Below are 26430 nucleotides of genomic sequence, written 5' to 3'. Positions count from 1 at the left end.
AGAAGGTATAAAATGAATCATCCCAAATCGGTCATTAGACCACAAAACAAAAAGACAGAGTAACAAGCAAAACTGTTACTCTGTCTTTTTTCTATTGGGGTATCTCACATTTCACGCCCCTCTCCATTCGGAGAGGGGTTGGGGGTGAGGCTACTACTTACCCACTACCACCTTCTTACCACCAACAACGTAAACGCCGTTAGGTAAGCCGTTGAGGGCTGTCTCAGCGTCAACCTTGCTGCGAACGAGGACACCATAGATGCTATAAACGTCTACCTTACCATCGTTAACCTGAGCCGAGAAGGTCTTGATACCTGTTGGAACAACGCCTGGATCAACCTCAGAACCATCTGAACCGCAAACCTTAATAACGATATTGTTCTGTGCTTCCTCCATTACCTTCTTAGGAACAGTGAAGGTCTTGGTGTTAGCAAAGTAGATAAGCTGACCCTTGCTATTGTAAACCTTGAAACCTACAACGTGGCTGTTCTTAGCCTCCATAGTATAGGTGCGCTTACCATTAGCATCAGTCTGAGACTTGATGATAGCATAACCCTGACCGAGACTGTCTCTCTTGAACTGATCCCATGAACCGAAGTCGCCCATAGTACCAACACGTACGGCACCATTGAAGTCCTCACGCATTGTGCCAGGAGCAGCACCCGGATAGATAGCTGGAGTAGGACGGATATGGTCGTCGATGAAGATCATATTGTTAGCAGGACCCTTAGGGAACTGCTGCATGAATCTCTTAGCCTCCATCCACTGTGCCTGTGTGGTGTACATGGTTGTATTGCTGTAGTCACCGATGACAGAACCGTTCACATTATAGAAGTGGCCCCATGCCTCGAAGAAGCTTGAGAGGTCCTGCTGAGCTGCAAAAGAACAAGCCTTAGCAAAGAGCAAGTAGTCTTTCTGACCCTGACAGTTGGCTGTTCCCTGACCCTCAAGGCGGTTCTTACGGAGATAATCAAGACACTTGTGCCAGAACTGATCATCAAGACCAGAAGCGTGGAACATCAGATAGAGCTTGTAATACATCTGAGTTGTACCCCATGTACCATATTCAAACCACATCTGCTTCTTAGCAAAGCGGTCAGCGTAAGTTGACACTGCACTCTCGCAAACACCGTCATATCTCTTACCGTCAACGTCGTCGTAAGAACATCTCTCTGAACGGCTGGTTACACGACCAGAAGTAAACATAATCATGTTAGAGAACATATTCACAGAGATCTCAGTCATACCTGCAGTATTAAACAGCTGCTGGTGGTTGTGACCGAATTCATGAGCAGGACCCCAAAGTGTACCATTACCCCACTTCATCTTGTCGTAGTTGAGTACGTCGCCCAAAGTGTTGTAGTTATAATAAGTACCACCCGTTGTAGCATACATATAACCATGGTCAACAGCAGTAGCATTGAGAACATTGTTGCACTTATCCTTCTTAGAAACACGGAAGCCCATGAGGTCGTCCTCACGCTGTACGATGCTGTTCCAGATTTCAACAAGTTCCTTCATGTTATTAGGAGTGTACTGCTTGCAAGCATCACTTGGCATGTGCATAACAATCAGTTCGCCCTTCATGTTGAAAGCCTTAGCCCAAACAAGACCGTCAGCCTGCATCTTCTTCCAATCCTCATTGGTGTGACCCTTGGTGAGGTCGAAGTAACCATTCACCTTACCACCCTCAATGTGGATGTTCATATCCTTATAATCTCTGAGGAACTTACCATTGTTGTAGGTACGACCGATATAGTTTACGAAGACGTTGTTCTCACCCTGATTGAGGATGATGTTCAATCCCTTCTTCAAGTCATAGTACTTACCTGCACTACGTGTACCTAATGGTACCAACTCAATCTGTACGGTTGCATTCTGTGGGATGTCATCGCCAAGGAATACAAAGAGGTCCTCACCATCACGAGCAGTGATACCAGTTGGGTTGGTCATGCTACCATAGTTGTAGCCGATACCCATTGAGCGTGCCCAAGCATCATAGTTATTCTCGCTATAAGGCTTGTAAGCAGCGATACGGAACTCTTTCTCCCAGTTACGACCACTTGTATAGCTTGTCCAACTCTGGTTCTTAATCTTCAATACAACATTCTGCAAACCCTGTGGAAGCTTATCGTCATTCATCTTTGCCTTCAATTCAGCATCAGACATATTCTTCACATCAGCAGTAACCTCAGTAGCTGTGCTGTTAGTGAAATACTTTGCAACGGCTGTAGCATATTTGTCTACATTCTTAGTCAAGTCAACACGTGCCTTGTAAGAAGCCTGCTGCTCTCTAAGCTTTGCCTGATCGATAGTAGCCTCCTTGAAGATCCACTTATTAGCATCGTTATTGTTGTACCAACCTACTGGATGATAGCCCTGACTCTCAGCACAGTGAATACCTACGTTGTAAGCGTCAAGCATCTCGAAAGCCAATGCGTATGGGTCGCTTTCATTAAGGTCGAACTGGAAACCATTGCCCTGCTCCTCAGCAGTTGTATAATAACGGCTTGTCTGACCATTCTGCTGGGCGATATACTTACCTGTAACAGCATTCTGGAAAGCATAACGACCGCTACCCAACTTCACTAACTTCCAACAGTAGCTATAGTCAGTTGCAACGAAACTGCCGGTAGACACTTCACCAACAATATAGTCCTCACGCATTGATCTGCCGTAAGGCTCAGATACAATCTGATAGTACTTATTCAAGTCCTTACGTGGGTCAACAACCTTTGTCAACTGAGCCAGACGATCGAGCACCTGCTGCTTGCTGAGAGAGGTCACTGGGTCGAGACGGAACTCACTTGGTCCGAGAGCTGTCCTGCCGTTGTCTCTCAAAGGATACCAACGTACAACGTGTCTCTGACCATCAAGGTGCCAGCAGAAATCGTTTGCTCCTACCCTCTCATTATAGATATTGAAGTAAGACTTACCCGTGCCACTTGACTGTGTCTGATAAACGATTTGGAACTTGTGTGCATCGTTGCCTGTCTTGTAAGGAACACTGTTGGCAGTGACATTCTGCACATACTTACCATCCTTCAAACTCTGAATGGTGTACTTGTCGCCCTTAGCATGAAGCACAAAAACATTGGCAAAGTCTGCAGCAGGAGAAGTGTAATTCTTTCCGTGCAAACCATTCTCATCAACATAGACGTGGAGGTCTGTGCCTGCCTGACGCTTGTCATTGACAATGTAATAAACTCCTGCTTTGAGTTGCTGGTTCTCTCCTTCAGCCGTTGGAGCTGCAGAAGCCTTCGCAACACTTGGCATGATAGCGTTCAATGCCATTGCCGCTATCAGAGACTTATTGCGTAAAATTCTTTCGAATAACATAAATGTATAAAATAAATAATTGTTTTCTTAAGTTTTCTTCGGTAATGTTCAGGTTCTTATTCATGTCCTTTTAAGATCGTGTGGACGTCCCGCACCAATGGTGCTAAGCCTCCGCACACTCCGTGCTAAGCCTTCGAACATTACTTATATCGTATTAAAGTTAAATCAGTCATTAGACTACAATGCTCGTAAGTCTTATTAATTATATTGATTTCTAACGCCTTTTATCTTCTTATCAGCATCGTGTTAGTCTTCATAACATGACGTAATCTACTATTTTCAGGTTGCAAAGATAATCAATCTAATTGATAATTATACAAAAAAAGCTTAAAATTTAACGAACCGATAGGACTTTAACGAAGACAACCCACTGGCATAGGGGCGACCTATGCCAGCAGGTTGGGATATAGGGAATTAGAGACCTAACTGCTCCTTCTTCCAAGCCTCATCGTGGTAAACATAGAGGTGAAGTTCAGCGAGGTACCAGTAATAAGAACCGCCACCATTGTTGATCTTTGTAGCGTTCTTGCGCTCTGTTGGTTCAAAGCGGATATGAGTGATTGTTGCACCATTTGTCTTTGTGTAAGAAAGTGGCTCACTCACTGCATTAGCAGAGCGATAAGTTACGTGAGTTGCTACTGGAGTAGCAGCTGTGATAACATCAGCAGAAGCATAGATATTAACTCGCTTAGGGTTGCGGTCATTAGTTGTCACCTTGTTCTCATCGAATGCAAGATAGAAAGTACCGTTGATACCCTCGTTCAAAGTGATGTCGATGTAAGGACGTGGGTCGCTTGTGCTACCATTACTCTTTGTCTGGAAGTAGGTTGTCTTGTTACCATCAACAGCAGAACCAATCTCGTGACCTGCCTGCATTGAGTTAGAAGAAACCATGCTTGCAGTGAGAGGAATCTCAACAGCCTCTGACCACTCGTTAGCCTGAGCTGTTGCTGTTGCTGGAGCATTAGTGTTCTTACCTCTGAGACCCTGAGTTGTTACGGTGATAGTGTAGTTGCCTGCGAAGTTGAATACATCATTGAGTACACAAGATGTCTCAGTTGCAGCAACCTCCTTCACTGACTCAGGAACGCCAGCCATATTGCTCTTTGCTCTAACGATAACCTTCTCATAGTTCACATCGTCTGGTGCCTTCCATGTAACATTGAACTGACCCTTACCCGGAGTTACGTTCAAGTCGTTCACACCCGTAGGAACGATATCCTGGAATGGCTGCTGTGATACGTGGATAATGAATGGCTGTGCGTTTCCATTAGAAGGCTTGCAAACCACGTCACAAGAACGAGCATTGTCAGTAGTATTGAGGGTTGCAGTGAAGACTACCTCAGAACCAGAGATGAACTTCTTAGTTGTAGACAACCAGTCCTTAGCTTCGTCTGGGATAATAATCTCATAGTTACCATCAGAGGCTGCACGCTGGAATGGGATACGATAAGTGCGACCGAGGTCGACCATCTCAACAGAAGCCTGCTTAGATGCCATTGGATAGATAGGACGAACCTTATAACCCTTAGCCGACTGCTCGATAACATACTCGATAGAAGCATCCCAGTTGTCAGAACTCTTCAAACGAACTGTACAGTAACGTGTCTCACCGCTTGTGTTAGCATCCATGTCGAAGTGGAGCTTAACGATACCATTGTCCTTCACTGTCTTGCTTGCATCCAAACGAACGAAAGACACAGTGTCAGGGATAACGATGTTGTCAAGGTTGAGGTTGGTCTCAACTGGTACGTCGATACTTGTCACGTTGCTTTCAAGCAGCGAATAGAAAGTACCCTCACGGTTGAAGAATGGATTCTCCTCAGGAATACGGAGCACACTCTCAAGACCCATCTGTGACACCTTGATATCGTATGAAGCACGCTCACCATAAGAGATAGTAATCTTAGCCTCACGAGCCTTGAAGCCATCGTAAGCTGGTGCCTTAACAGTTACACCCTTACCATCGGCATTCTTAGTGATAGTAAGCCATTCAGCATTGCTCACAGCCTTCCACTCATCGAGAGGAACGTTGGTCTCAACAACAATCTGATGCTCGCCACCCTCCTTATTGAATGAGATCATTCGCTGAGAAGAATGAGGAACTTCAAGTTCCTTGCCAGTAAAGTCGGTGTCATAGTCAGCTGCACAAGATGCGAGTCCTAAGGTACCCACGAAGAGTACTGACAATATGAATAGGAAATTAATCTTAAGTTTCATTATTCGTAGTTGTTTATCGTTAAAGTTTATCTGCTCTTGGATTATACTGATAACGCATCTTGGTCATCACTTCCTTCCATGGACCAGCCTTCCAAGTACCATCGTTCTGCTTAGCGTTCTTCATCACGCGATAACGATAGTGAAGACGGAACTCCTTGAAATGAGTAGCGTTAGAAGATGCACTACCACCTAACTCGTTAAGCAAGAATGTATTGTTATACTCACCAACTGGAGTCAGCATCTCTACCTCAAGTGAATCCTGCTTGAAAGGCTTCAGCGTTACGTTGTAAGCCGAAGGATTCGTAACAGTCTGCGAACCGATAGTAGCAACGATACTCTTGACATTGATGTCATGGAGTGCCTTTTCGTAGTTATCCCACTTCTCGTCACCAGCAAGGAAACGAACAGCGTTAGCGGCGATAGGGAAGGCACGAACCGTATTGGTTGGACGAGTAGTTGACTTTGTCTCAAGGTTAGTAACCTGTGAAGATACCAACTGATAGTTCCAACCCTCAGCAGTTGAACCATAAGCGTTCTTCCATGTCACCTTAATCAAGACATGATCCAACTTAACACCTAACTTGTTATTGTCAGTTGCGAGTGCACTTGCATCGTGGCTAACAATCTTGTAGTTGAGGAAATAAGTACTGTCTGGTGACAAGGTACCGAGGTTCTTCAACTTGATATCAAAGAGGCACTTGTTTGAACCAGATGGGATAGTACCCGCCATAGCAGGATCCTCATAGCAGTTCTGTGGAAGAAGACGCGCAAACTTTGTGCTATCAATATCGAAGTTAGACTTGTTATAAGCATTGAAGAGTGAATCATCATGAGCAATAGTCACGTGATAGTCACGGTCAGCCATCTGTGAACCACTCAGATTTGCTACCAACTTAATAGAAGCCGTACCGTTCTCCACGGCAGAAAGCTCTACCGTGGTACGATCATAGATACGATTGGAACCTGCCATCAATCCTACCTTGTGAGGATAGAAGTTCTGCTCAAAGTCATAATTGTTACATGATGACAATGCTACAGCAGCCAAGGCACATCCTAAAATATACTTGTATTTTTTCATAAATAGTTACAATATTAACGTTATTAACGATCCCAACCCGGATTCTGATCCATCTTAGGACTCTTCACCAACTCACGATGCTGGAGTGGGAGGAATACCATACGTGGGAGAGCCTTACGGTCGCGAATATTCTGCTCGTTGATGGTTACGAGGTTGAAGAATGGACCATCGTTGTTACCCTTCTTCTCGCTGTAAACATCGAGGCCACGCCAGTTAGAGCTGTTAGCGTCCTCGGTGAAGTAAGTACCCCAACGACGTGTATCGAAGTAGCGGTGACCTTCATTGAAGAGCTCAACCTGACGCTCGTTCTTGATTACCTCATCGAAAGCATTCTCTGAGCTGAGTGTTGCAGCTTCAACGCCCGGAAGACCAACACGATAACGAATCATATTGAAGTAACGTGCCATAGCAGCCTCATCACGAGTTACGGCAACATCAACAAGTCTACCACTACCATCCCATGTCTTCACGGTTTCAGCACCCTGAACATGGTTAGCAGCCTCACAATAAGCCAACAAGATTTCAGCATAACGGATGATTGGGAATGGCTTAGGAATAACAGCAGCACCATCCTTACCATGCCAAGAATCATCTGGGTGGATGTACTTGAATGGCACGTAACCACTGATACAGTAGTCGTTAGGGTTGTTACCAGCTGCGTTCTTACCAGCCTTAGAATCATCAATAGAGTACCAGAATGTCTGGTTGTTAAAACTACCATCGGTAGTAGAGTTCATCTTCCAGATACGACCTGGGAAACCGATACTTGCATAGAAGCGAGCTGAACGGTTCATGTAAGCCAATGGTGTACCATTTGCCATATCACAATCACCGATAGACTTCTTCTGTGTCACATGCTTGGTCAAGTCAGCCTCATAGAGTGGAGACTCTGCTGGCTTCTTACCATCCTTCATCAGGAAGCAGTCGATTACACGCTGTGGAACTGACATACCACCCCATCCACCATAGTTCACAGGGAATGAGTGGCGGCTATAGTTCATTACAGGACCTGAGTATTCATCAGCCCAGATAAGCTCTCTGTTCACCTTTGCTGTACCCTCACCATTGAACATATCAGCAAATGAGTGATATGGGTCGATACCGCCTGCACCATCAGGGAACTTAGCTGTTGGAACCGATGCGTCGAGTGGATATGGATTATCCTTATCAGCATCAACTGTGAAGAGTGTATAGTAGTTGAGGTCGATTACCTGCTTAGCTGCAGCTGCAGCTACAGCCCAACGCTTAGCATCATAATCCTGATTTACATAATACTTACCATCACTCTTACGCTTCCATTCACCAAAGCAACGCTTTGCATAAGTACCACCATTGAAAGTTGGTGAAGCCTGAATAAGGCGAAGACGTGCGATAAGTGCCAACGCAGTACCCTTTGTTGGACGACCGAAGTAAGCAGTTGACTGCTCGCTTGGACGTTTCAAACCCGGGAGTGACTGTGCAAACTCATTACAGATATAGTCGATTGACTCATCCATTGTTGCACGCTCGCGATCATAGTACTCAGCTGGCTCACTGGTTGATACAACCTCGTCACCAACAATGAGACAAGGACCCCAGTTCTGCAACAATACGTAGTAAGCATAACCACGGATGAAGTGAACCATTGCCTTATAGTCTGCCTTATCATTAGAAGACATATCACCAATCTTGTCAACCTTCGATAACATGAGGTTGCATCGTCTGATGATCTTGTACATCTGGTACCAATAACCCCAGTTAGGAACGTTTTCTGCATTTACATTACCTACAGAGAACTTTGCACCCCAGAACTCGTTAGTCTGCCAGCGTACACAGATCTCGTCTGACGCTGTCTCACCCGGAGTCCATGAGTTACCCCAGATGTTACCAGCTGATGGGAACATCGTTGGTGTAGCATAGAGGTAGCCATTTGCATTCTGGGCAGAGTGGAAGACAGAGTCCTCCTTGAAGATAGCATTAAAGTTGTCGTCCTGATCCAGGAAGTTACATGATGTGAATGTCATGCCTGAGAACAGAGCTGCAACAGCGCCCAAAGCTAAAATATGTTTTTTCATTATTACAATCTTAATTAAGAGGTGAAACCTTAGAATCTAAAGTACATCTGCAATGAATAGGTGGTTGGGATTGGATAAGCCGCACCATTGAACCAAGCCTGCTCTGGGTCGAAGTACTTTGCGCTGTCGATAGTGAAGAGGTTGTTGATAACGAAGTCACACTCTAATGCACTAAGACCAGCTGCACGCAGCCACTTACGATGACGGAAGACATAACGGAAGTTCAACTCCTGGAAACGGAGGAAAGAACCATTCTGCTTCCAGAAGGTAGAAAGCTGTGAGTTGTTATTGTTTGAACCATAAGAGAGGCGTGGGAACATTGCGTTAGGATTCTCTGTTGATGGATCACCAGAGTACCATGATGGAATCCAACGATTCTTTGGATTGTTCACCATCTTCAATACATTACCCATCTCACCATTGTAGAATGGAATCCAACCTGCGTCGTGACCCATACCTACACGGTAGTAGTTTACACCTGTATTACCCTTGAAGAGCAAGCTTACTGTGAAGTCCTTATAGTTGAACTCACCACCAAGACCGAACATTACACGAGGAACGTTGTTACCGTATGACAATGGCACACGGTCGTCCTTATTGATGACACCATCACCATTCACGTCACGATACTTGATATCACCAGGACGAACAACACCGAAGGCTGCTGTCTGGTCTGGGCTCTGACGAATATCAGCCTCATCCTTGAAGAGACCCTCAGAAACATAACCACGCAATACGCCGTAAGGCATACCCGTCACGCTCTGATAATCGTAAGCAAGCTTGTTCTCCTCGAAGTAGTCAACAATATTCTGTGACCATGTATAGTTAGCACGAACGGTAAAGTTCATCTCCTTGTTAATCTTGTGGAAATAAGAGATGTTACCATCTGAACCGAATGAGTGCATACGACCCACGTTAGACTTAGGATAAGTAACCATACCAGCAAACTCTGGCAATGTAACACGGTCCTGGAAGATGTGGTCACGTGTGTCACGGAAGAAGTCAACTGTCACCTTGATAGCATCGTTAAAGAAGTTTGCATCAACACCGACGTTCAACTTCTTAGCAACCTCCCACTTCAAGTTGTCAGCACCCTGCTGCTTCTCAACAATACCCTGACCAGTATAACCCCATGTGGTACCAGCGTGGTTGTTGATAATTGTCAAGTATGGGAAACGAGTGTTTGCAATGTTATCGTTACCTGCAAGACCGTAAGAACCACGAATCTTGAAGAAGTTTACGAATGGAAGGTGTTTCTGTACCCACTTGTATGAAGTTGGAGCCCAACCCACAGCTACTGATGGGAAGAAACCGAAACGCTCACCCTTAGGGAAGAGGTCTGAACCAGTGTAACCGAAGTTAGCATCTACGAAGTAAGTTGAGTTATAACCCCAAGACAAACGACCAGATACGTTCTGACGACGCTTAGCGATTGCAGCGATACCGAGGGCATCACCATTACCCCACTCTGAACCCTTTGCATCTTCCATATAATAGAAGAGGAGGGCACCGAGGTTATGAGCACCGAAACTTGTGTTATAGTCTAACTTAGCCTCCATGTAGTACTTTCTCCATGAGTCATTGTTAGAAGAGTATCTCATATCCTGCTGCTTAGAACGCAAGGTCTTGATAAGGTCACCCGTAGCCGTACGACCTGTTGCACGATAGTAGTCAGGACTAACGAAGCGACGCTCACTGAAACCTGCTGTACGGTCGTTAACAGCCTGAACAGAACCTACAAGTCCTTTAAGAATACCACCAAAGCGGTGTGTAAACTTCAAGGTAATCATGTTACGGCTATAATCTGATGAGTTGTAACCCTGATAGTTAAGCGCTGCAAATGGAGAGATAAGGTCGCTCTGACCGTAGGTTGGCAATGTTCCGTCAGCGTATGTAACAGGGAACATCAATGGATTCAGCTGGAGTACATCCGACCATACCTGATTGGTATTCTTACCACCCGGAGTTGTATGGTTAGAGATGCTACCATCAACACCGAAGTAAAGCTCAGAACGCTTTGTAAGGTTCATGTTGATGTTTGCACGATAAGTCAACTGGTCGTAAGACAATGGACGATGGAACTGGTTCTCCTTCTGCTTATAGGCAGCACCTTCATGGCGATAACCTAAAGATACGAAGTACTGTGCAACATCACCACCACCACGCGCACTGGCATAGTAGTTCTCCTGCAAAGAGGTCTTCTTCATAATCTGGTCAATCCAGTTTACGTTTGGATAAAGCTCTGGGTCAAGATTGTTCTTAATGATATCCAACTGAATTGGCGTATAGAGATCTGACTCACCTGACATTGCACGTGCCTCATTAGCAAGTCTTGCATAATCGTAAGATGAGAGATACTCTGGCAGACGCTTGATCTGTGACAACTTCACTGTCGCACGAGCTGTAATCTGAATCTTCTCCTTTGAACCGCGCTTGGTAGTAACCAATACAACACCATTAGCACCACGAACACCATAAACAGCTGTTGCAGCAGCATCCTTCAATACAGAGATGCTCTCAACATCGTCTACGTCAATATCATTGAGGCGACCCTCAATACCATCGATGAGGACCAACGCACCTGCACCTGCTCCGAAGGTCGATACACCACGCACCCAGAAGTTGGAAAGGTTCTGACCCGGCTCACCTGAAACCTGCATGGTGATAACACCCGGCATACGACCACCAATCATGTTTACGAGTGAGGTACCCGGAGTACGCAACTCTTCCATATTAATAGTAGACACAGCACCTACCACCGATACCTTCTTCTGAGAGACAAGACCTGTCACGACAACCTCGTCGATGGCATTTGTCTTGGCTACCTTGAACTTAACTGAAAGGGAAGGCTCGTCCTTAAGGATAGTGCGCTGTATGGTCTCCATACCGACGTACTCGAACATAAGCGTAGCACCCGGCTTGACCTTAATAGCAAACTTACCGTCAACGTCGGAAATGGTTCCTACACCCGGTTCGTTCTTTACACGAACGGTAGCACCAATACATGGCTCACCTGTATCATCGAGGATGACACCCGCTACCGAGAACTGCTTTGCTGTACCATTATCTTGTGAATAGGCGTAGCCTGCATGAGTCAGCAGAGCTACCATGAGACACAAGACATATAAAGTTCTTCTCATAGATTTATGTTTGTAGTTTTATTAGGCAATAGCTATTTAATTGATAACTCTCGTATCACCTGATTCTTCGAATCGGCGACATAAACCGTACTTCCGTCTGCACTCACGGCGACACCCGTCGGCCAATTAAACTTGGCTAACTCGACACCACCATCGTGGAAACCTGCACTCTGTGGTACACCAATAGGTGTGGTTACACGTGCGTTCTTACCCTGAGTGGTATCAATCATACGGATACAATGGTTACCAGAGTCGGCAATATAAAGCTTACCATCCTTGGTGAAGGTCATCTGACGTGGATAACAGAACTTAGCATTCTTCAACGCTCCGTCTTCCCATCCCTTACCTTCAGTTACGTTTACAGTACCGAAAGAAGAAATACCTGCGTATGGCTCACCTGCGTAAGTCAGAGAGTCCTTGTCTGACAACTGGTCAACGTCAACATACCAAATCTGGTGTGCATCACTGAAAGAGATAAACAAACGGTTAGGCTGTGTAGGGCTGAAAGTACAGAAAGCATCTGAACCACTATTCTTAGGACCATCCTTACCCACACGCTTCAAGAGCAATTCTGCCTTACGTGTCTTAGGATTGATACGAATGAGCTGACCCTTAAACATCACAGAGTAAATCATCTGGTCGTTCTTATTAATCACGAAGCAAAACTTCCAGTTGCTTTCGTCAAGGTTTGCATAACCATTAGGATTGATGAACTGCTGCTTATGAAGGGCATAGCCCTGATCCTTCAACAGGCTGTAGTATTTACGTCCAGCATCATCTGGAACATACACACCCTCATAACCATCAAGTGTAGAGTAAGCTGGTGCATTGATTTTTTCTTTTGTATTACTATTCACCTGAAGAACTGATAACTGATCTTTCTTTAAGTCAGCTTTCAACACCATACCACCGACATTATCGTTCTTCTCGTTACGACACTCGATAAAAGCACTACTTCCATTTTCATTAAAGTAGTCATCAAATCTATGTTGTACAATAAAGATATTGTTTTCATTGTCAACACAAAGGTAACCCGGAGCTGAGAGGTTTGATGTCAACAGTTTGTCAATCTTTGTAGCGTGCGCATCACTTGTCTGTGTTCCAACAATTGTTGTAACAGCAGTCTGTGTGATATATTTAAAGTCGCGGCTACCAGCACCCTTAATAGTGTCAGCACCGTTAGCACGTGTCACCTCAAGTTTGATGTTACGCTTGTAAGTCAAACCGGCTGGCACATAGCAATAAAGCTTTTCGCCATTAGATGATACAAGTCCACCACGATGACGCTTGCCATCCTCGTCAACATACCAAAGAGCAAGACCAGTGGTATCAGTACCAAAGTTCTTACCCGTGATAATCATTGGGGTAGCAATACCACCACTGTCTGGATAAAAGTCACTAATGACAATCGGTTGTGAAGGGTCAAAAGAAGTACCAGCTGTGCCTCCTACCTCTTTATCAGAGCAGGATACCCATGCAAGCGAACCCATAAGAACCATCCACAAATAAGATTTGAAAAGTCTCTTCATAGAAACGGCTTAGTTAAATGATTTATAGTTTTTAATTAATATTTATTTCTTTAGGTAAATCGTCAGTACACCCTATATCAGGGGGCAGCAAATTTATATATTTATTTTAAGATATGTATTGAGGACAATCATTTATTAACTATTTTTAAGGATTTAAGTGTTAAATGCCTTGAAACTTGTCAAGAAAAGCGTTTTTCACTACCAAAAAGTATTAATTTGACGCCCAAAAATTATTCATTTTTCACTTTCCTTTCGACACCAAAACCCATTTCGATTCGAAAGCCCAACGCCAACTCCTCTTTTTGAAAAATCACAACATTTCTACCTCTAAAACCTCCGAAAAAACAAGTAAAAAGCCCCCTAAAAGGCGACTCTGCAACCATCACTAAATCAAACAGTTATAAGGTAGCAAAGTAAAAGGTGCCCTTTTGGACTTCAAAAGGGCACCTTTTGCAAGCTTAAAGAGCATCTTTAAGAAGCCAATTGGGCGTTAATTTGAAGCTAAAAGACCATCTATTGAAAAAGGAAATGGGAAAAATTATGACAAAAGAAGCCCCACCCCCATAGGGAGGGGTTGGGGGTGGGGCTGCTATCTCTCTCACATTTCACTCCCCTCTCCATTCGGAGAGGGGCTGGGGGTGAGGCTTTAGAAGGTGAGGCTTCTCAACTGCTTATCCACCAACAAGCCCTTGGCTGTTGTGCTCTTAACGGTGAATGGTTTGAGCGCCTTCATGCGGATGACGAGCAAGTCGGCATCACCATTAAAAGTATGGTGGTCGCCCACATTCACGAAGGTTGGGTAGAGCACCTGCGAACCATCGCTATGACGGCGGTCGTAGGTAAGGTTGCGCATTACCATTGATGGGTCGGTCTCAACCTTAACGAACTGCAGCTCTTTCGGACTGTATGGGAAGACGAGGTTGAAGGCGTTGACAGCCTGCAAGTCCTTACCCTTCACCTTGATGATGACATCATCACCTGCTGCGTATGACTTACGATTGTATTCGTAGTAAACCTTACCGCCAACTGGTGCTACCTCATCATCGTTGCAACCACCCTCAAGCTGTACGGCAACATTCGAGATGTCGTAAGCATCAATGAGTCCGTTGCCGTTGAGGTCGCCACCAGAGATATAGCCATCGAAGTCAGCATCGCCCTTTCTGAGTCCGGTATAGTTCATATAAGAGGTGAAATCGTTTTCGTCAATCTTACCATCGAGGTTGATGTCGCCCGGAAGAACAGACTTTGTACCCGGCACCTTGAAGACATAGAACTCACGACCAGAACCGAAGTTGCCAACGGCTTCCTTCACACTCACCTTCACAAAGCGAGCCACTGGATGCTCGGTCAGTGTCACCTCCTTCGTTCTGCCATCACGTGCCCACTGCTGTGGACCAATCTCAATCCAGTTTCTTCCGTCCTTGCTGACAGAGATGTCACACTTCGTAATCGTACCGTTACCGCCATTTGCACGTGGCACATACTGAAGTTTGTCGAGTGTGTTGGTGCTATGGAGGTCGACAGTGAACTCGAATGGCACTACCTTCTTAGAATAATGTGTATGCCAGATGTCGCCTGTCGTACTGAAGTCGAAGAGATGCCAGATACCAAAGCCGTCCATGTCTGGAGCGGTTGAGGTAGCGGTGAGTCCCTTGATAGCATACTCCAATGGGTTGACAGCCGTCTTCACGTGCAACGGAGTCCACTCTCCTACCCCATCGCTATTCACCGCACGCACCTTAAAGTCGTAGTCGGTTGCTGGCTGGAGATCTTCGAAAAGAAGTGAGTTGTGGCGGATAGTGGTATAGGTCTGACCATTGAAGTCTATCTCATAGTAGTCAGCATTCTGCACAGGCTTCCACTTTGGCGTAACGCTATAAGGCTGAACGTCAGCCTCGAGGAGTTCAGGAGCAGTCAAAGCACCCTTCTTACGCAGGGTTTCGTTCGACTTATTCAGACGTGTGAAGCCCTCCACGCGAAGCGTTACAGCCTCCTTTGTGATGTCGCAGGAAGCCAAACGCACAATGATTTGGGCATTTTTAGTTACCAGTAGGCGTTCCATCTCGCTGCCTGCGGTTGAGAAACGGTTGATATTCGAAGCCTGAACATACTGCCAAGTGTTATCGCCCTGCTCTGCCTCTGTGAGTCGAATCTTCCTGCCACCGACAACGGCTGTGAGCTTCTTTGGCTTCGCGTTGGTATTCAGATAGAAGGTTGTTGACTGATTCTTCACCATACCTTCAAACGCACCTTCGGTCTTGTCGATGCGTACCGTCAGCACCTGCTTGTCGTTAAGCTCGGAGGTGATGAGCGTTGTAGCCTTCTCATTAGCGAGATACTTCTGTGTTGTGCCATCGTCATCATAGAGGGTGAACTCGCTCTTTCCGTCTGGATAAATCTCAAAGACACGACGGCTCTTGTCGATCTCTGAAGGGTTGTTATTCGGATTGACCATCGGAATGATAGCACCCGCCTTCACCAAGACTGGCAACTTCCAGATAGGTGCGAAATAATCATTAAGCACACAGCCACCCTCATAGGTAGCACCAGTGAAGTAGTCGTACCATGTTCCCTTTGGCAGATAGATGCCATTGCGCACGTCGTTGCCCTCCTTGTCGGCTGCGGTGTTCTGATAAACAGGCGCAACGAGGAACGAAGGACCGTACATATACTGATAGCGTGTTGCGCTGCCAAGCGTGTAATCATTGCTATCATCGAGGAACATCGCACGCATCAATGGCTTACCGGTCACTGCCTCATACGAACAAGAGTAGGTATATGGCAGGAGCATTGACTTGAGTTTGAGGTAAGAGCGGTTGATACTTGTTGCTGGTTCGCCCAAGGCTTGCGGATACTTAGGGTTGCTACCCCATCCGTCCATATTCAACTGCATCGGTGTGAAGGTCTTCCACTGGAAGTCGCGGATGTTTACAGGAAGGTTCTTTCCACCGAAGATACCATCCATATCGCTCGTAATATTACCCATTCCAGAGAGTCCTGCACCGATATAGGTTGGGATGTGGAAACGGATATATTCCCACTCGCCACCACTCTGGTCGCCACTCCACACACCACCATAACGCTGTGTGCCTGCCCAACCATCGAGGGTGATGATGAACGGACGCGCATCGCTGCCATAGTAAGGCATGATGTTAGCCACGTCGGCAATACCATTGAGTCCGAAGGAATAGCCTGCTCCGACCCATGCCACGTCGGTCTTCAAGACACGTACACCTGCATCGCGCACCTCTTTAACGATGTCACGCTGCAAGAGAGCTGGGATGCTGTCGACTGGATGGAGGTTTGACTGTGTCCACAAACCAATCTCTACGCCATTCTTACGCGCATAGTCGCCAAGGCTCTTGAGGTTGGCAATATTCCCATCGAGGGTCGAAGTCTGACCATAGCCAGCTCCGTAACCATCGTTAGGGAGAATCCAACCCAATGGCATATCGTCTTTCTTATATCGATCGATAACGGCACGAGCAGAGAACTGATAGTTATCTTTCTCGCCATTGAGGCTTTCCTTGATGCCGCCATTGTCTTTCTGACTTTCTACATATCGCTTGCCGTCTTCAAAGAGGATGCCCTTGCCTTCTTCGCTTGTCTCCTTCCAATAGTCACGGTTGTAGGCATTGAGGTGGCCCTCATAGAAAGCAAACTTTGGCAACAAGACGGGATTGCCAGTGAGCTGATAATAATCTTGAAGCAAAGAAACTGGAGTCGTGTCGACCATCAGGAAGAGGTCGAGATAAGGCATGTCGTGACTAATCGTCACCGTGTTCTTATCCACACTGCCAAAGTCGTAGGCTCCGGGCGCAAAGGTGTAAGGCATGGCTGCATAACCGCCCGTTGACCAATAGAACGGAGCTGGCGAAGCAACACCGCCATCGGTCCAACTATTCGTATTGACAATCTCGATGCGCTTGCCACGATGTGAGAAACGACCGTTCTGCACACCGCCACCATAGAAATACTCTCCCGCTGCATTGGCGAGGGTTACAGTGGTGCGATTCTTCTGGAAGTCTACTCCCTTCACCTCTTTAACGACCTCCTTGCCATTGCGAAGGTCGGTGACGCTCATCAAACCCGTGCTGCGGTCGAAGCGAACACGTACCTCAGCGGTTGCGACAGCCACATCGGCATCGGTCTCATCAACGCTCAGTCGGCCTGCGCTTTTGCGTGGGTTGTCAAGGAGGATACGTGCTGGAGGATTGCTCGCAGGGTCACGAACAATACCACCCTTTGGGTCGCGGAAAAGGCGGAAGACATTCTGACCATAGAAGTCTACGGTCATCACGCCACCATCACTATAAGTAATCTCTACCGTTGTTGGATTGATTTGTCGAATACCGCTCACAGCCTTTCCATCAGCAAATGCGGTTTCTCCCACTGCCAATAGCAAGGCAGCAAGTAAAATCTTGGCTTTCTTCTTCTTCATTTTATAGATCTCGTCTATCGTTCCCAAGCTTAGGTCTACTTGGTTTTCGAACTACTTTTGGTTTTTAGCTATTTGTTGTTGTTGTAACTGAGTGGCAAAGATACACTATATTTTATAAATTACAATGATTTAAGCTAATATTTTTGAACTATGAACTTGAATGTTTGAACTTTGAAGTTTGTGCTTTAACCATTGATACTTGACCCCTATTCGTTAAGATATGCGCTGCGAGAGAACTGTTTGAACTTTGAAATTTGATGGTTTACTATATGAAATAACATTACAAAAAACAAGGAAAGATATTGCGAAAAACCTAAAAAACGAGTACTTTCAGCCACCCTCGTAAGTTGTTGCCTACTAAGAGGTTGAGGATGTGCTTTTCAAAAGGTGCTTAGTAAGCTTTCAAAAGGGCGTTAGTTAGCGTCTTAAAGGGCATCTTTTGCAAGCTTATTAGGCGTCTTTTCAAAGCTAAAAGAGCATGTATTGCTTTTGAGTTGTTTGAAAAGAGTTTACAAATCACATACAACAATAAACATAGCAAATAAAAGTAATCATAATTATGGATTATGATGTCCTTTGCTCATAATTTTCTCAGTTATTCTTTATTAATCTCTCACAGAGTTCACAGAGTACACGGAGAATTAAAAGATATCAAGGTCACAGAGAGACCTAAAGGTCTGCGGAGTACACAGAGGTTTGCTAACGAGGTGACAAGCTGCGTGCAACTTTTGAAAGAGTTAACAAGTTATATACAACAACAAACATAGCAAATAAAAGTAATCATAATTATGACGTACTGATGAGAACTCTGTTCGAATAATTGTGAATTATGGATTATGAATTAAGAATTATGATGTCTTTTGCTCATAATTTTCTCAGTTATTCTTTATTAATCTCTCACAGAGTTCACAGAGTACACTGAGAATTAAAAGATATCAACGCACAGAGAGACCTAAAGGTCTGCGGAGTACACAGAGGTTTGCTAACGAGGTGACAAGTTATATACAACAATAAACATAGCAAATAAAGGTAATCATAATTATGAATTATGAATTATGAATTATGAATTATAAACTCGTATATCGCTTCATATTCTCCGCAAGTTTGCGGAGAATAATCGTTGTTTTCTCCGCAAAGACTTGGATTTATAGCAAAAAAGTCGTAAGTTTGCTGCAATAAATAAGAGGTGTATGAATAATCAATATATATGGCAGAATGCAGATTTGCGTAAGATGACGTGGCAAGACAATGCTTTTAGCACCCTTATCTCTGAGGTCAGTCTTCGTCGTGGAAACTTACTCGGTAGGCTTTCTATGTTCGGATTTAAAGAGCAGGGCGATTCTATGTTAGACTCGCTAACGGAGGAAATTGTTCATTCATCTGAGATAGAAGGAGAAAGTCTTAATCGGGATAGCGTGCGTTCGTCTGTTGCACGACAGTTAGGACTGGAACATGAAGGTTTGCCTAAGACCGACCATTATATCGAGGGTGTGGTGCAGGTGATGCTCGATGCAACCCAGCACTTCCGTGAACCACTTACGAAAGAAAGGCTCTTTGGCTGGCATTCTGCACTATTTCCAACAGGATATAGTGGTATGTATAAGATTACCGTAGGAGATTGGCGAAAAGGCGAAGAGGCTATGCAGGTGGTGTCGGGCGCAATGGGTCGGCAGAAAGTGCATTATGAAGCACCACCAAGTAGCGACGTGCCAGAGATGATGACACAGCTATTAGCATGGGTTGATGATGACACACTTGGTATTGACCCACTGATAAAAGCGGCAGTAGCTCACCTTTGGTTTGTAACGATTCACCCATTCGACGATGGTAACGGACGACTCTGCCGTACGGTGACAGAGATGCTACTATCAAGAGCCGACAATACTTCACAACGATATTACAGCCTTTCGTCTGAAATCCTTAAGCATAGAAAGGATTACTACATCCAATTAGAGAAAGCACAACACGGCGGATTGGATATAACGGAATGGATTGTCTGGTTTATTGAAACGCTTAGTAGGGCTTTAAACACAGCACTTGAAAAGACAGAACGTATCATCAGAAAGGTGCGCTTCTGGGACGAACATAAAGACCTTCAACTGAACGACCGACAAAGGAAGGTACTCAATATGCTCCTCGATGGTTTTGAGGGGAAACTGACTTCTTCTAAATGGTATAAGATTAATCACTGCTCGCAGGACACCGCTACCCGTGACTTAAACGACCTTGTCAAAAAGAATATATTGAAGAAAAGTAGCGAGGGAGGACGCAGCACAGCATACGAACTGATTGGATAAAGGAAATAGTAGCCCCTCCCCCTTACCCCTCCCCCATAGGGAGGGGAGTAAAATGCGGGAGAAATAGCAGCCCCACCCCCCAACCCCATGGGGAGGGGAGTGAAATGCGGGAGAAATAGCAGCCCCACCCCCAGCCCCTCCCCCATAGGGAGGGGAGTAAAATGTGAGATACCCCTTGTGGTTAGTTGACGAGGTTAAAACAACACTGGCAACAAGCAACTTGTTAACTCGCCAACTTTTTACTTAAAAGAACCTTGTTCATCTGTTACTCTGTCTTTTATTTACACTGTCTACAAGCAACACGTTAACTCGCCAACTTGTTACTTAAAAAACTTTGTTCATCTGTTACTCTGTCTTTTATTTACACTGTCTACAAGCAACACGTTAACTCGTCAACTTGTTACTTAAAAGAACTTTGTTCATCTGTTACTCTGTCTTTTATTTACACTGTCTACAAGCAACACGTTAACTCGCCAACTTGTTACTTAAAAAACTTTGTTCATCTGTTACTCTGTCTTTTATTTACACTGTCTACAAGCAACACGTTAACTCGTCAACTTGTTACTTAAAAGAACTTTGTTCATCTGTTACTCTGTCTTTTATTTACCCTGTCTACAAGCAACACGTTAACCAGTCTACTCGTCAACTTAAAAATGTTCCTCTGTTACTTTGTCTTTTATTTACCCTGTCTACAAGCAACACGTTAACCAGTCTACTCGTCAACTTAAAAATGTTCCTCTGTTACTTTGTCTTTTATTTACCCTGTCTACAAGCAACACGTTAACCAGTCTCCTCGTTATCTCGTCAACCTTATTTTTGTCTTTATTTGAAAATAATTGCAGAAATGTTTGGTGCAATCATTTTATTTCATACCTTTGCTCCCGAAATGAATGAATAAATAAAAAGAAAATAAACTAATAAAGTTTCATATTTCAACGACAGTCAGCTATCCAGAGGCAAATGCTAACATTGAAGCCGCTATGCCAAAAAGAATTTGACACGATACTACTTTGAAAAAGTAAATCAATAACTATCTACCGAATTTAACGCTATAAACAATCATAACAATGAAAAAGTATTATCTTGCAATGAGCTTGGTGGTATGCTTAGCTTCTGCACCACTTACAACCTATGCACAAGCTAAAAAGGCTAAAAGTGCTGCTGTTACGATGAACGAAACACAGAAGGAAAAGCAACAGTTCGCTTATGGTTTTTACAAGACCTACATGAACAGCCTTATCTATCAGCTCTCAGACCTTAACATGGTGATTGCGAAGAAGTTTGTTAGTCCAAAAGTTTTGAAGAAGACTGCAGGACTGGTGCTGACGTACTTCTTGATGCACAGGACTGCATAGAGGAGAATCTACGTACACTGAAGGTTGTTCCGCTGAACAATGATTGGCTCTCTGTTTCGTTCTTATGGACTTCGAGCTACAAAAAGGTGCCTACAAAGCATACTGTGGTTTATGTTAAGGTGAAGGAGCAGGGCAACTCATTTATCATCGAGGATGCTACTACCGTGAAGCCAAAGCTGACAAAAATATAATTCAGAATTCATAATTCATAATTCATAATTATGATTACCGCTATTGATTGTGATTTACCTGAACGCACAGGCGAACACATCAACTCGTAACCCCATAAACTTGTGAACTCGTAAACTGTTGATAAACCGCTGTTGGTTGTGATTTACCTGAACGCACAGGCGAACACGTCAACTCGTGAACTCATAAACATGTAAACTGATTATAAACCGCTGTTGACTGTGATTTACCTGAACGCACAGGCGAACACGTCAACTCGTGAACTATAAACATGTAAACTCATAAACTTATGAGCTCGTAAACTAACCAAAAGGGGTATCCCGCATTTCACTCCCCTCTCTCCATTCGGAGAGGGGTTGGGGGAGAGGCTGTTAGTAGATGGCATAATATTGGAACAAATTGGATTTTAAATTATTAATTTCTAATCTAAATTTGAATATGAAGAGAATTAAAAACATTGTTTATTCTATCTTTTTAGCATTCCTATTCTGCAATCCTACATGTGCACAGAATGACGTAAAGATTACAAAGGTGGGGAAACTCATTCAGGAGTCCATCCCTTCGACTTGGAGCCGTGACACTTTCATGACTTATTACATTGCTGCAGATGCGGATAGTACGGAACGCTTTATCAAAGAAGGAAACTGGAAGCCCGCATACGAGAAACGATATACACCTTATAACAATGTCTCACTACCTTTAATCGACGAATGCTTTGCTGAGTCCATAAGTGCGGTTCTTACAGAAGAACAAAAGAAACTCTTAAACCTCATTGGAAAGCGAAGAAATATTATGTGGTCTGAGTTCTATGTCTTTATCAATAGCAAAAAGAGGTTTGTGAAGATCGAAATGAGGAGTAGCACCGCAAAACACTTAACCCAAGAGCAGATTTATGAGATTCTCCGTTTATACAGTAAGTGTGAGCTACCAATACATCCTGTAGTGGGAGCGTTTAAAGAAAAAGAATACTATATTACAGGGGCAAATATCAAAAGTATAAAACAATAGTTCGAACAGAGTTCTCATCAGTACGTCATAATTATGATTACCAGTGTTGGCTATGATTTACCTGAACGCACAGGCAAACACGTCAACTTGTGAACTCATAAACTAACCAAAAGGGGTATCTCGCATTTCACTCCCCTCTCCATTCGGAGAGGGGTTGGGGGAGAGGCTGGTTGTAGATGGCATAATATTGGAACAAATTGGATTTTAAATTATTAATTTCTAATCTAAATTTGAATATGAAGAGAATTAAGAACATTTTCTATGCTATCTTTTTAGCATTCCTATTCTGCAATCCTACATGTGCACAGAATGACGTAAAGATTACAAAGGTGGGAAAACTCATTCAGGAGTCCCTCCCTTCAACTTGGGAGCGCGACACCTTTATGACCTATTACATCGCTGCTGATGCGGATAGTACAGAACGCTTTATCAAAGAAGGAAACTGGAAGCCCGCCTATGAGAAAAGATACACGCCTTACAATAATGTGTCACTACCTCTAATCAGAAAATGCTTTGCTGAGTCCATAAGTGCGGTTCTTACAGAAGAACAAAAGAAACTCTTAAACCTCATTGGAAAGAAAAGTAATATTATGTGGTCTGAGTTCTATGTCTTTATAAATAGCAAAAAGAGGTTTGTAAAGATAAAAATGATGAGTAGTACAGCAAAACACTTAACCCAAGAGCAGATTTATGAGATTCTCCATTTATACAGTAAGTGTGAGTTACCTGTACACCCTGTAGTGGGAGCGTTTAAAGAAAAAGAATACTATATTACAGGGGCAAATTTCAGAAGAATAAAATAACAGTTCGAACAGAGTTCTCATCAGTACGGCATAACTTTGTTAATTCATAATTTATAATTCACAATTATTCGAACGGAGTTCTCATCAGTACGTCATAAACTATGATTACCGCTGTGGGAAAAGTGAAAAGTAAAAGGTCAAAAATCAAAGGTCAAAGATCAAATATCAAATTAAACAAATCATAACGATATGAAAAAGTTAATCTTATTGTGTTGCGTACTCTTTGGAGCAAACGCAATTTCTCAAGCTCAGACAACAAAGTGTGGAGTTTATCAACTCATTAACACAAAGGAAAGTAAGAATGTTTTGAAAGACCACAACATCGTACTTGAGAAGGGTGCAAATGGTAAAATCTCTGGTAGATTCTATGGTACCACAGACGATCTTATTGATGCCCGCGAAGGCTATCTCCCCGGTCATTTTGTAGCTCCAATGGAGAATCTCCGAGTAACAAAGGATAGTATCTTCTTCACTATCAACGTGGCACACAAAGACCTCTTTAAGAATCCTATCCCTCGCAACGTGAAAACAGCCAAAGCTGCTCACAACCTCAAAAGAGCAGCGTGGAAGAGTGGTTGGATAGACGACAACCTACAGCGTAGCTACGCTGCAGCAATCGGAAAGGGAGTGGTTAAATATTAAAAAGGGACCAACTGGCCCCTCCCCCAACCCCTCCCCCATAGGGAGGGGAGTGATTAGCGAGATACCCCTTGGAGTTAGTGGCAAGTGGACAAGTAGACAAGTTATGTGTTATAAAGGATATGACTTCTTTACTCGTTAACTTGTTTATTTCTCTACTAAAAAACGTCACACAGAGAAATGGAGTACACAGAGGATTGTTAACAAGTAAACGAGTAGACAAGTTGTATGTAATAATGGCTACAACATATTCACTCGTTTAATAAAACGTGTCTACTTGTTAACTTGTCACCTCGTCCACTTGTCACCTCGTCCACATAGTCATCCCTTTAAAACAAGATTTCAGCATAAAGCTTGTACTGACAAGCTCTATGCTGAATCTTTTATAAGGTACCAACAATGTTCAAATCATAAAGTTCAAACTTCAATACTCAAAGTTCAAAGGTAATTATTCCGTGTCGTTTCTGCCGTGATTTGGAAGGTCTGTCTTTCTTGAAGTACCTCTATCACATATACCGTATCTGGTTGGAAATTAAAGCCAATCTCCTTTTTATAAATAACGCTACGCGTATTGCGTTTTGCAAGAAAATGATCCTCATAGAATTCAAACACCACTCTGTGTCTTCCTGCGGAAATAAAAGAGCCATCAAACCATGAGAAACTTACGCCACGACCATAAGCAATATCGTCTATCTTATTTATTGACACACATAAATTCTTTAAACCTTTATTCCATGAGGGCAGCATCAATCTACTATATTTGAGATTATGACGTAGCCAAACACGTTTCTCGTATCGAAAAATACCTACTATCGCAACTACCAACAGAACTGTCAGAATTATAGGTAGATATATGTACATATTCCCAGAACAGAGCTGGTTTATTTCTCTATTAAAAATGGTAAAATAAATGAGTGCACCAAAGTAGGCGAATATAGCTATAATTACTCCAAAGATACCCCTTGCAGGAAGGGTCTTGATGCTTGGCAACATACGAAAAGGAGAGAAACGATAGAAAAGATAATTTATCGCATATATTACGCTTAATATTGCTAAAATAAAAACACTACTTATAATCAATGACTTCATTCTATATATTCCTTTATTCGATAAGATTCAAAATTGGTAATTCATAATTCACAATTCATAATTATGATTACCAATGCTGGTAAAATGTTTAATTGGGAAAAATCATTAAACTCAAATCATAAAGCTCAAAGTTCAAACCTCAAAGTTCAAAGTTAATAGCTCAAGGATTAAACTCAAATCATAAAGTTCAAACTTCAAACCTCAAAGTTCAAAGGATAAGAAGTTCAAAGGATAAGAAGTTCAAAAGTAACACTTATGACTACCGTTGCTAACTGTGGTTTATCGCTACAAATAACTCGTCAACTTGTAAACTCGTCAACAAACCCAAAGGGGTATCTCGCATTTCACGCCCCTCCCTATGGGGGAGGGGTCGGGGGAGGGGCCAGTTGGGTTGCTTTGTTTTTTAGTTCTTACAACAAGCTCTCTCCAAATATTGCGTTCTTTATATCCTTCTCGTGCTCGAAGACAAAACGGGCAACAATGGCGCTGAGCAGGGCTGTTGATGGTAGCTTTACGCTCGTAGCAGACTTCAGACGATCGAGGACACCCTTGAGGTCTGAGTCGATATAAACCGTTGCCAGACGAGAGTCGCGTGCCTTGTAGTCGCGTGCCATATCGAGGAAGATCTGCCAGCTATCCTCACCGCTGTCCTTAGCAAGCGAATACTCGCGTGCTAACTGTCTGCCTTCTGCCTTTGGAAGTTTCTTTGCAGCTGGTGCGGTGCGGTCCTTACAATCTACGGCCTCTTGCTTTGGCTCTACGCGTCCGAACTGACTTGTTGGGGCTGCTGGTGCCACTGGCTCTGAAACAGGCACTACTGGCTCAGCAAACTGTGCTGGCTGTTGTTCCGCAACCTGCGTACGTGTTTCCTGTTCAACAGCGGATGTATCATACTGGATAGACTCAACCTCTATCTCAGCCTGCTCGTCAGTCGTATTATTTTCTTCTACGTTAGTTGTAGGAGCTGGTCTTGCACCCTTCTGTACGCTATGTGCCAAGTCGGTCATTGCACCAGGCATCATAACCATTGTTTTCTTCTTCTTAGCCATTGTATCTTTGTTTCTTTGTTTTTACTTTATTATATATAAACGTGGGATCTTATCCTTTCTCTTTCTTTGGTGTGTCCCTTCGTCATCCTCTCTCCCCTATCGCACCCTCTTGAAGTCTTCTTGTCTAACATCGTTTATAAACCCAATCTGCTTGACTTTTATCTAAACAACTATGTCCAGTTTTATCCAACTTCATCCCG

At 43.8% G+C, this 26430-nt stretch carries 14 protein-coding genes; 5 read left to right on the top strand and 9 right to left on the bottom strand.

All coding sequences use genetic code 11. The features are described 5' to 3' along the window. Positions 1–153: 153 nt before the first annotated feature. The 7 genes from PMEL_RS08930 to PMEL_RS08900 form a co-directional block, all read right to left on the bottom strand. Positions 154–3339, bottom strand: coding sequence for a M60 family metallopeptidase (locus tag PMEL_RS08930; protein ID WP_120174983.1), 3186 nt, complete (start codon positions 3337–3339; stop codon positions 154–156). Positions 3340–3753: 414 nt separating this feature from the next. After that, complete coding sequence (locus tag PMEL_RS08925; RefSeq protein WP_120174982.1) at positions 3754–5559, bottom strand: BACON domain-containing protein; 1806 nt, start codon at positions 5557–5559, stop codon at positions 3754–3756. 19 nt (positions 5560–5578) lie between these two features. Next, positions 5579–6637 carry a DUF1735 domain-containing protein gene (locus PMEL_RS08920; protein WP_120174981.1) on the bottom strand — a complete coding sequence of 353 codons (1059 nt, stop codon included), beginning with the start codon at positions 6635–6637 and terminating at the stop codon, positions 5579–5581. A 23-nt stretch (positions 6638–6660) separates the two neighbouring features. Then, entirely contained in the window at positions 6661–8691 is a 2031-nt protein-coding gene (locus PMEL_RS08915; protein WP_120174980.1) for a RagB/SusD family nutrient uptake outer membrane protein, read from the bottom strand. Between the two features lie 29 nt (positions 8692–8720). Next, positions 8721–11831: a SusC/RagA family TonB-linked outer membrane protein gene (locus tag PMEL_RS08910; protein WP_120174979.1), complete on the bottom strand. Its 3111-nt coding sequence runs from the start codon at positions 11829–11831 to the stop codon at positions 8721–8723. 32 nt (positions 11832–11863) lie between these two features. Beyond that, positions 11864–13360 carry an IPT/TIG domain-containing protein gene (locus tag PMEL_RS08905; RefSeq protein WP_172586783.1) on the bottom strand — a complete coding sequence of 499 codons (1497 nt, stop codon included), beginning with the start codon at positions 13358–13360 and terminating at the stop codon, positions 11864–11866. A gap of 646 nt (positions 13361–14006) precedes the next feature. Beyond that, entirely contained in the window at positions 14007–17801 is a 3795-nt protein-coding gene (locus PMEL_RS08900; protein ID WP_120174978.1) for a TIM-barrel domain-containing protein, read from the bottom strand. A 1190-nt stretch (positions 17802–18991) separates the two neighbouring features. On the opposite strand from PMEL_RS08900, the gene PMEL_RS08895 reads away from it, so the two are divergent. The 5 genes from PMEL_RS08895 to PMEL_RS08875 all read left to right on the top strand — a co-directional run bounded on the left by PMEL_RS08895 (position 18992) and on the right by PMEL_RS08875 (position 24095). Continuing rightward, positions 18992–20098 carry a Fic family protein gene (locus PMEL_RS08895; RefSeq protein WP_120174977.1) on the top strand — a complete coding sequence of 369 codons (1107 nt, stop codon included), beginning with the start codon at positions 18992–18994 and terminating at the stop codon, positions 20096–20098. A gap of 1067 nt (positions 20099–21165) precedes the next feature. After that, positions 21166–21453, top strand: a complete 288-nt coding sequence (locus PMEL_RS12380) for a hypothetical protein (RefSeq protein WP_231999462.1) — start codon at positions 21166–21168, stop codon at positions 21451–21453. Positions 21454–22080: 627 nt separating this feature from the next. After that, positions 22081–22650 carry a hypothetical protein gene (locus PMEL_RS08885; protein WP_120174976.1) on the top strand — a complete coding sequence of 190 codons (570 nt, stop codon included), beginning with the start codon at positions 22081–22083 and terminating at the stop codon, positions 22648–22650. A 236-nt stretch (positions 22651–22886) separates the two neighbouring features. Then, positions 22887–23453, top strand: a complete 567-nt coding sequence (locus PMEL_RS08880) for a hypothetical protein (RefSeq protein WP_120174975.1) — start codon at positions 22887–22889, stop codon at positions 23451–23453. Positions 23454–23642: 189 nt separating this feature from the next. Continuing rightward, entirely contained in the window at positions 23643–24095 is a 453-nt protein-coding gene (locus PMEL_RS08875; protein WP_120174974.1) for a hypothetical protein, read from the top strand. 435 nt (positions 24096–24530) lie between these two features. Here PMEL_RS08875 and PMEL_RS08870 read toward each other — a convergent pair whose 3' ends face one another. Both PMEL_RS08870 and PMEL_RS08865 read right to left on the bottom strand, forming a co-directional pair. Continuing rightward, positions 24531–25181 carry a hypothetical protein gene (locus PMEL_RS08870; protein ID WP_120174973.1) on the bottom strand — a complete coding sequence of 217 codons (651 nt, stop codon included), beginning with the start codon at positions 25179–25181 and terminating at the stop codon, positions 24531–24533. Positions 25182–25591: 410 nt separating this feature from the next. Further along, positions 25592–26230, bottom strand: coding sequence for a hypothetical protein (locus PMEL_RS08865; protein WP_172586782.1), 639 nt, complete (start codon positions 26228–26230; stop codon positions 25592–25594). Positions 26231–26430: the final 200 nt, after the last annotated feature.

Origin of the sequence: Prevotella melaninogenica (assembly GCF_003609775.1) — a bacterium.
GTDB classification, from domain to species: domain Bacteria; phylum Bacteroidota; class Bacteroidia; order Bacteroidales; family Bacteroidaceae; genus Prevotella; species Prevotella melaninogenica_A.
Note: the sequence above shows the minus strand (reverse complement) of the source record. Positions and strands in the feature narration are given on the sequence as shown.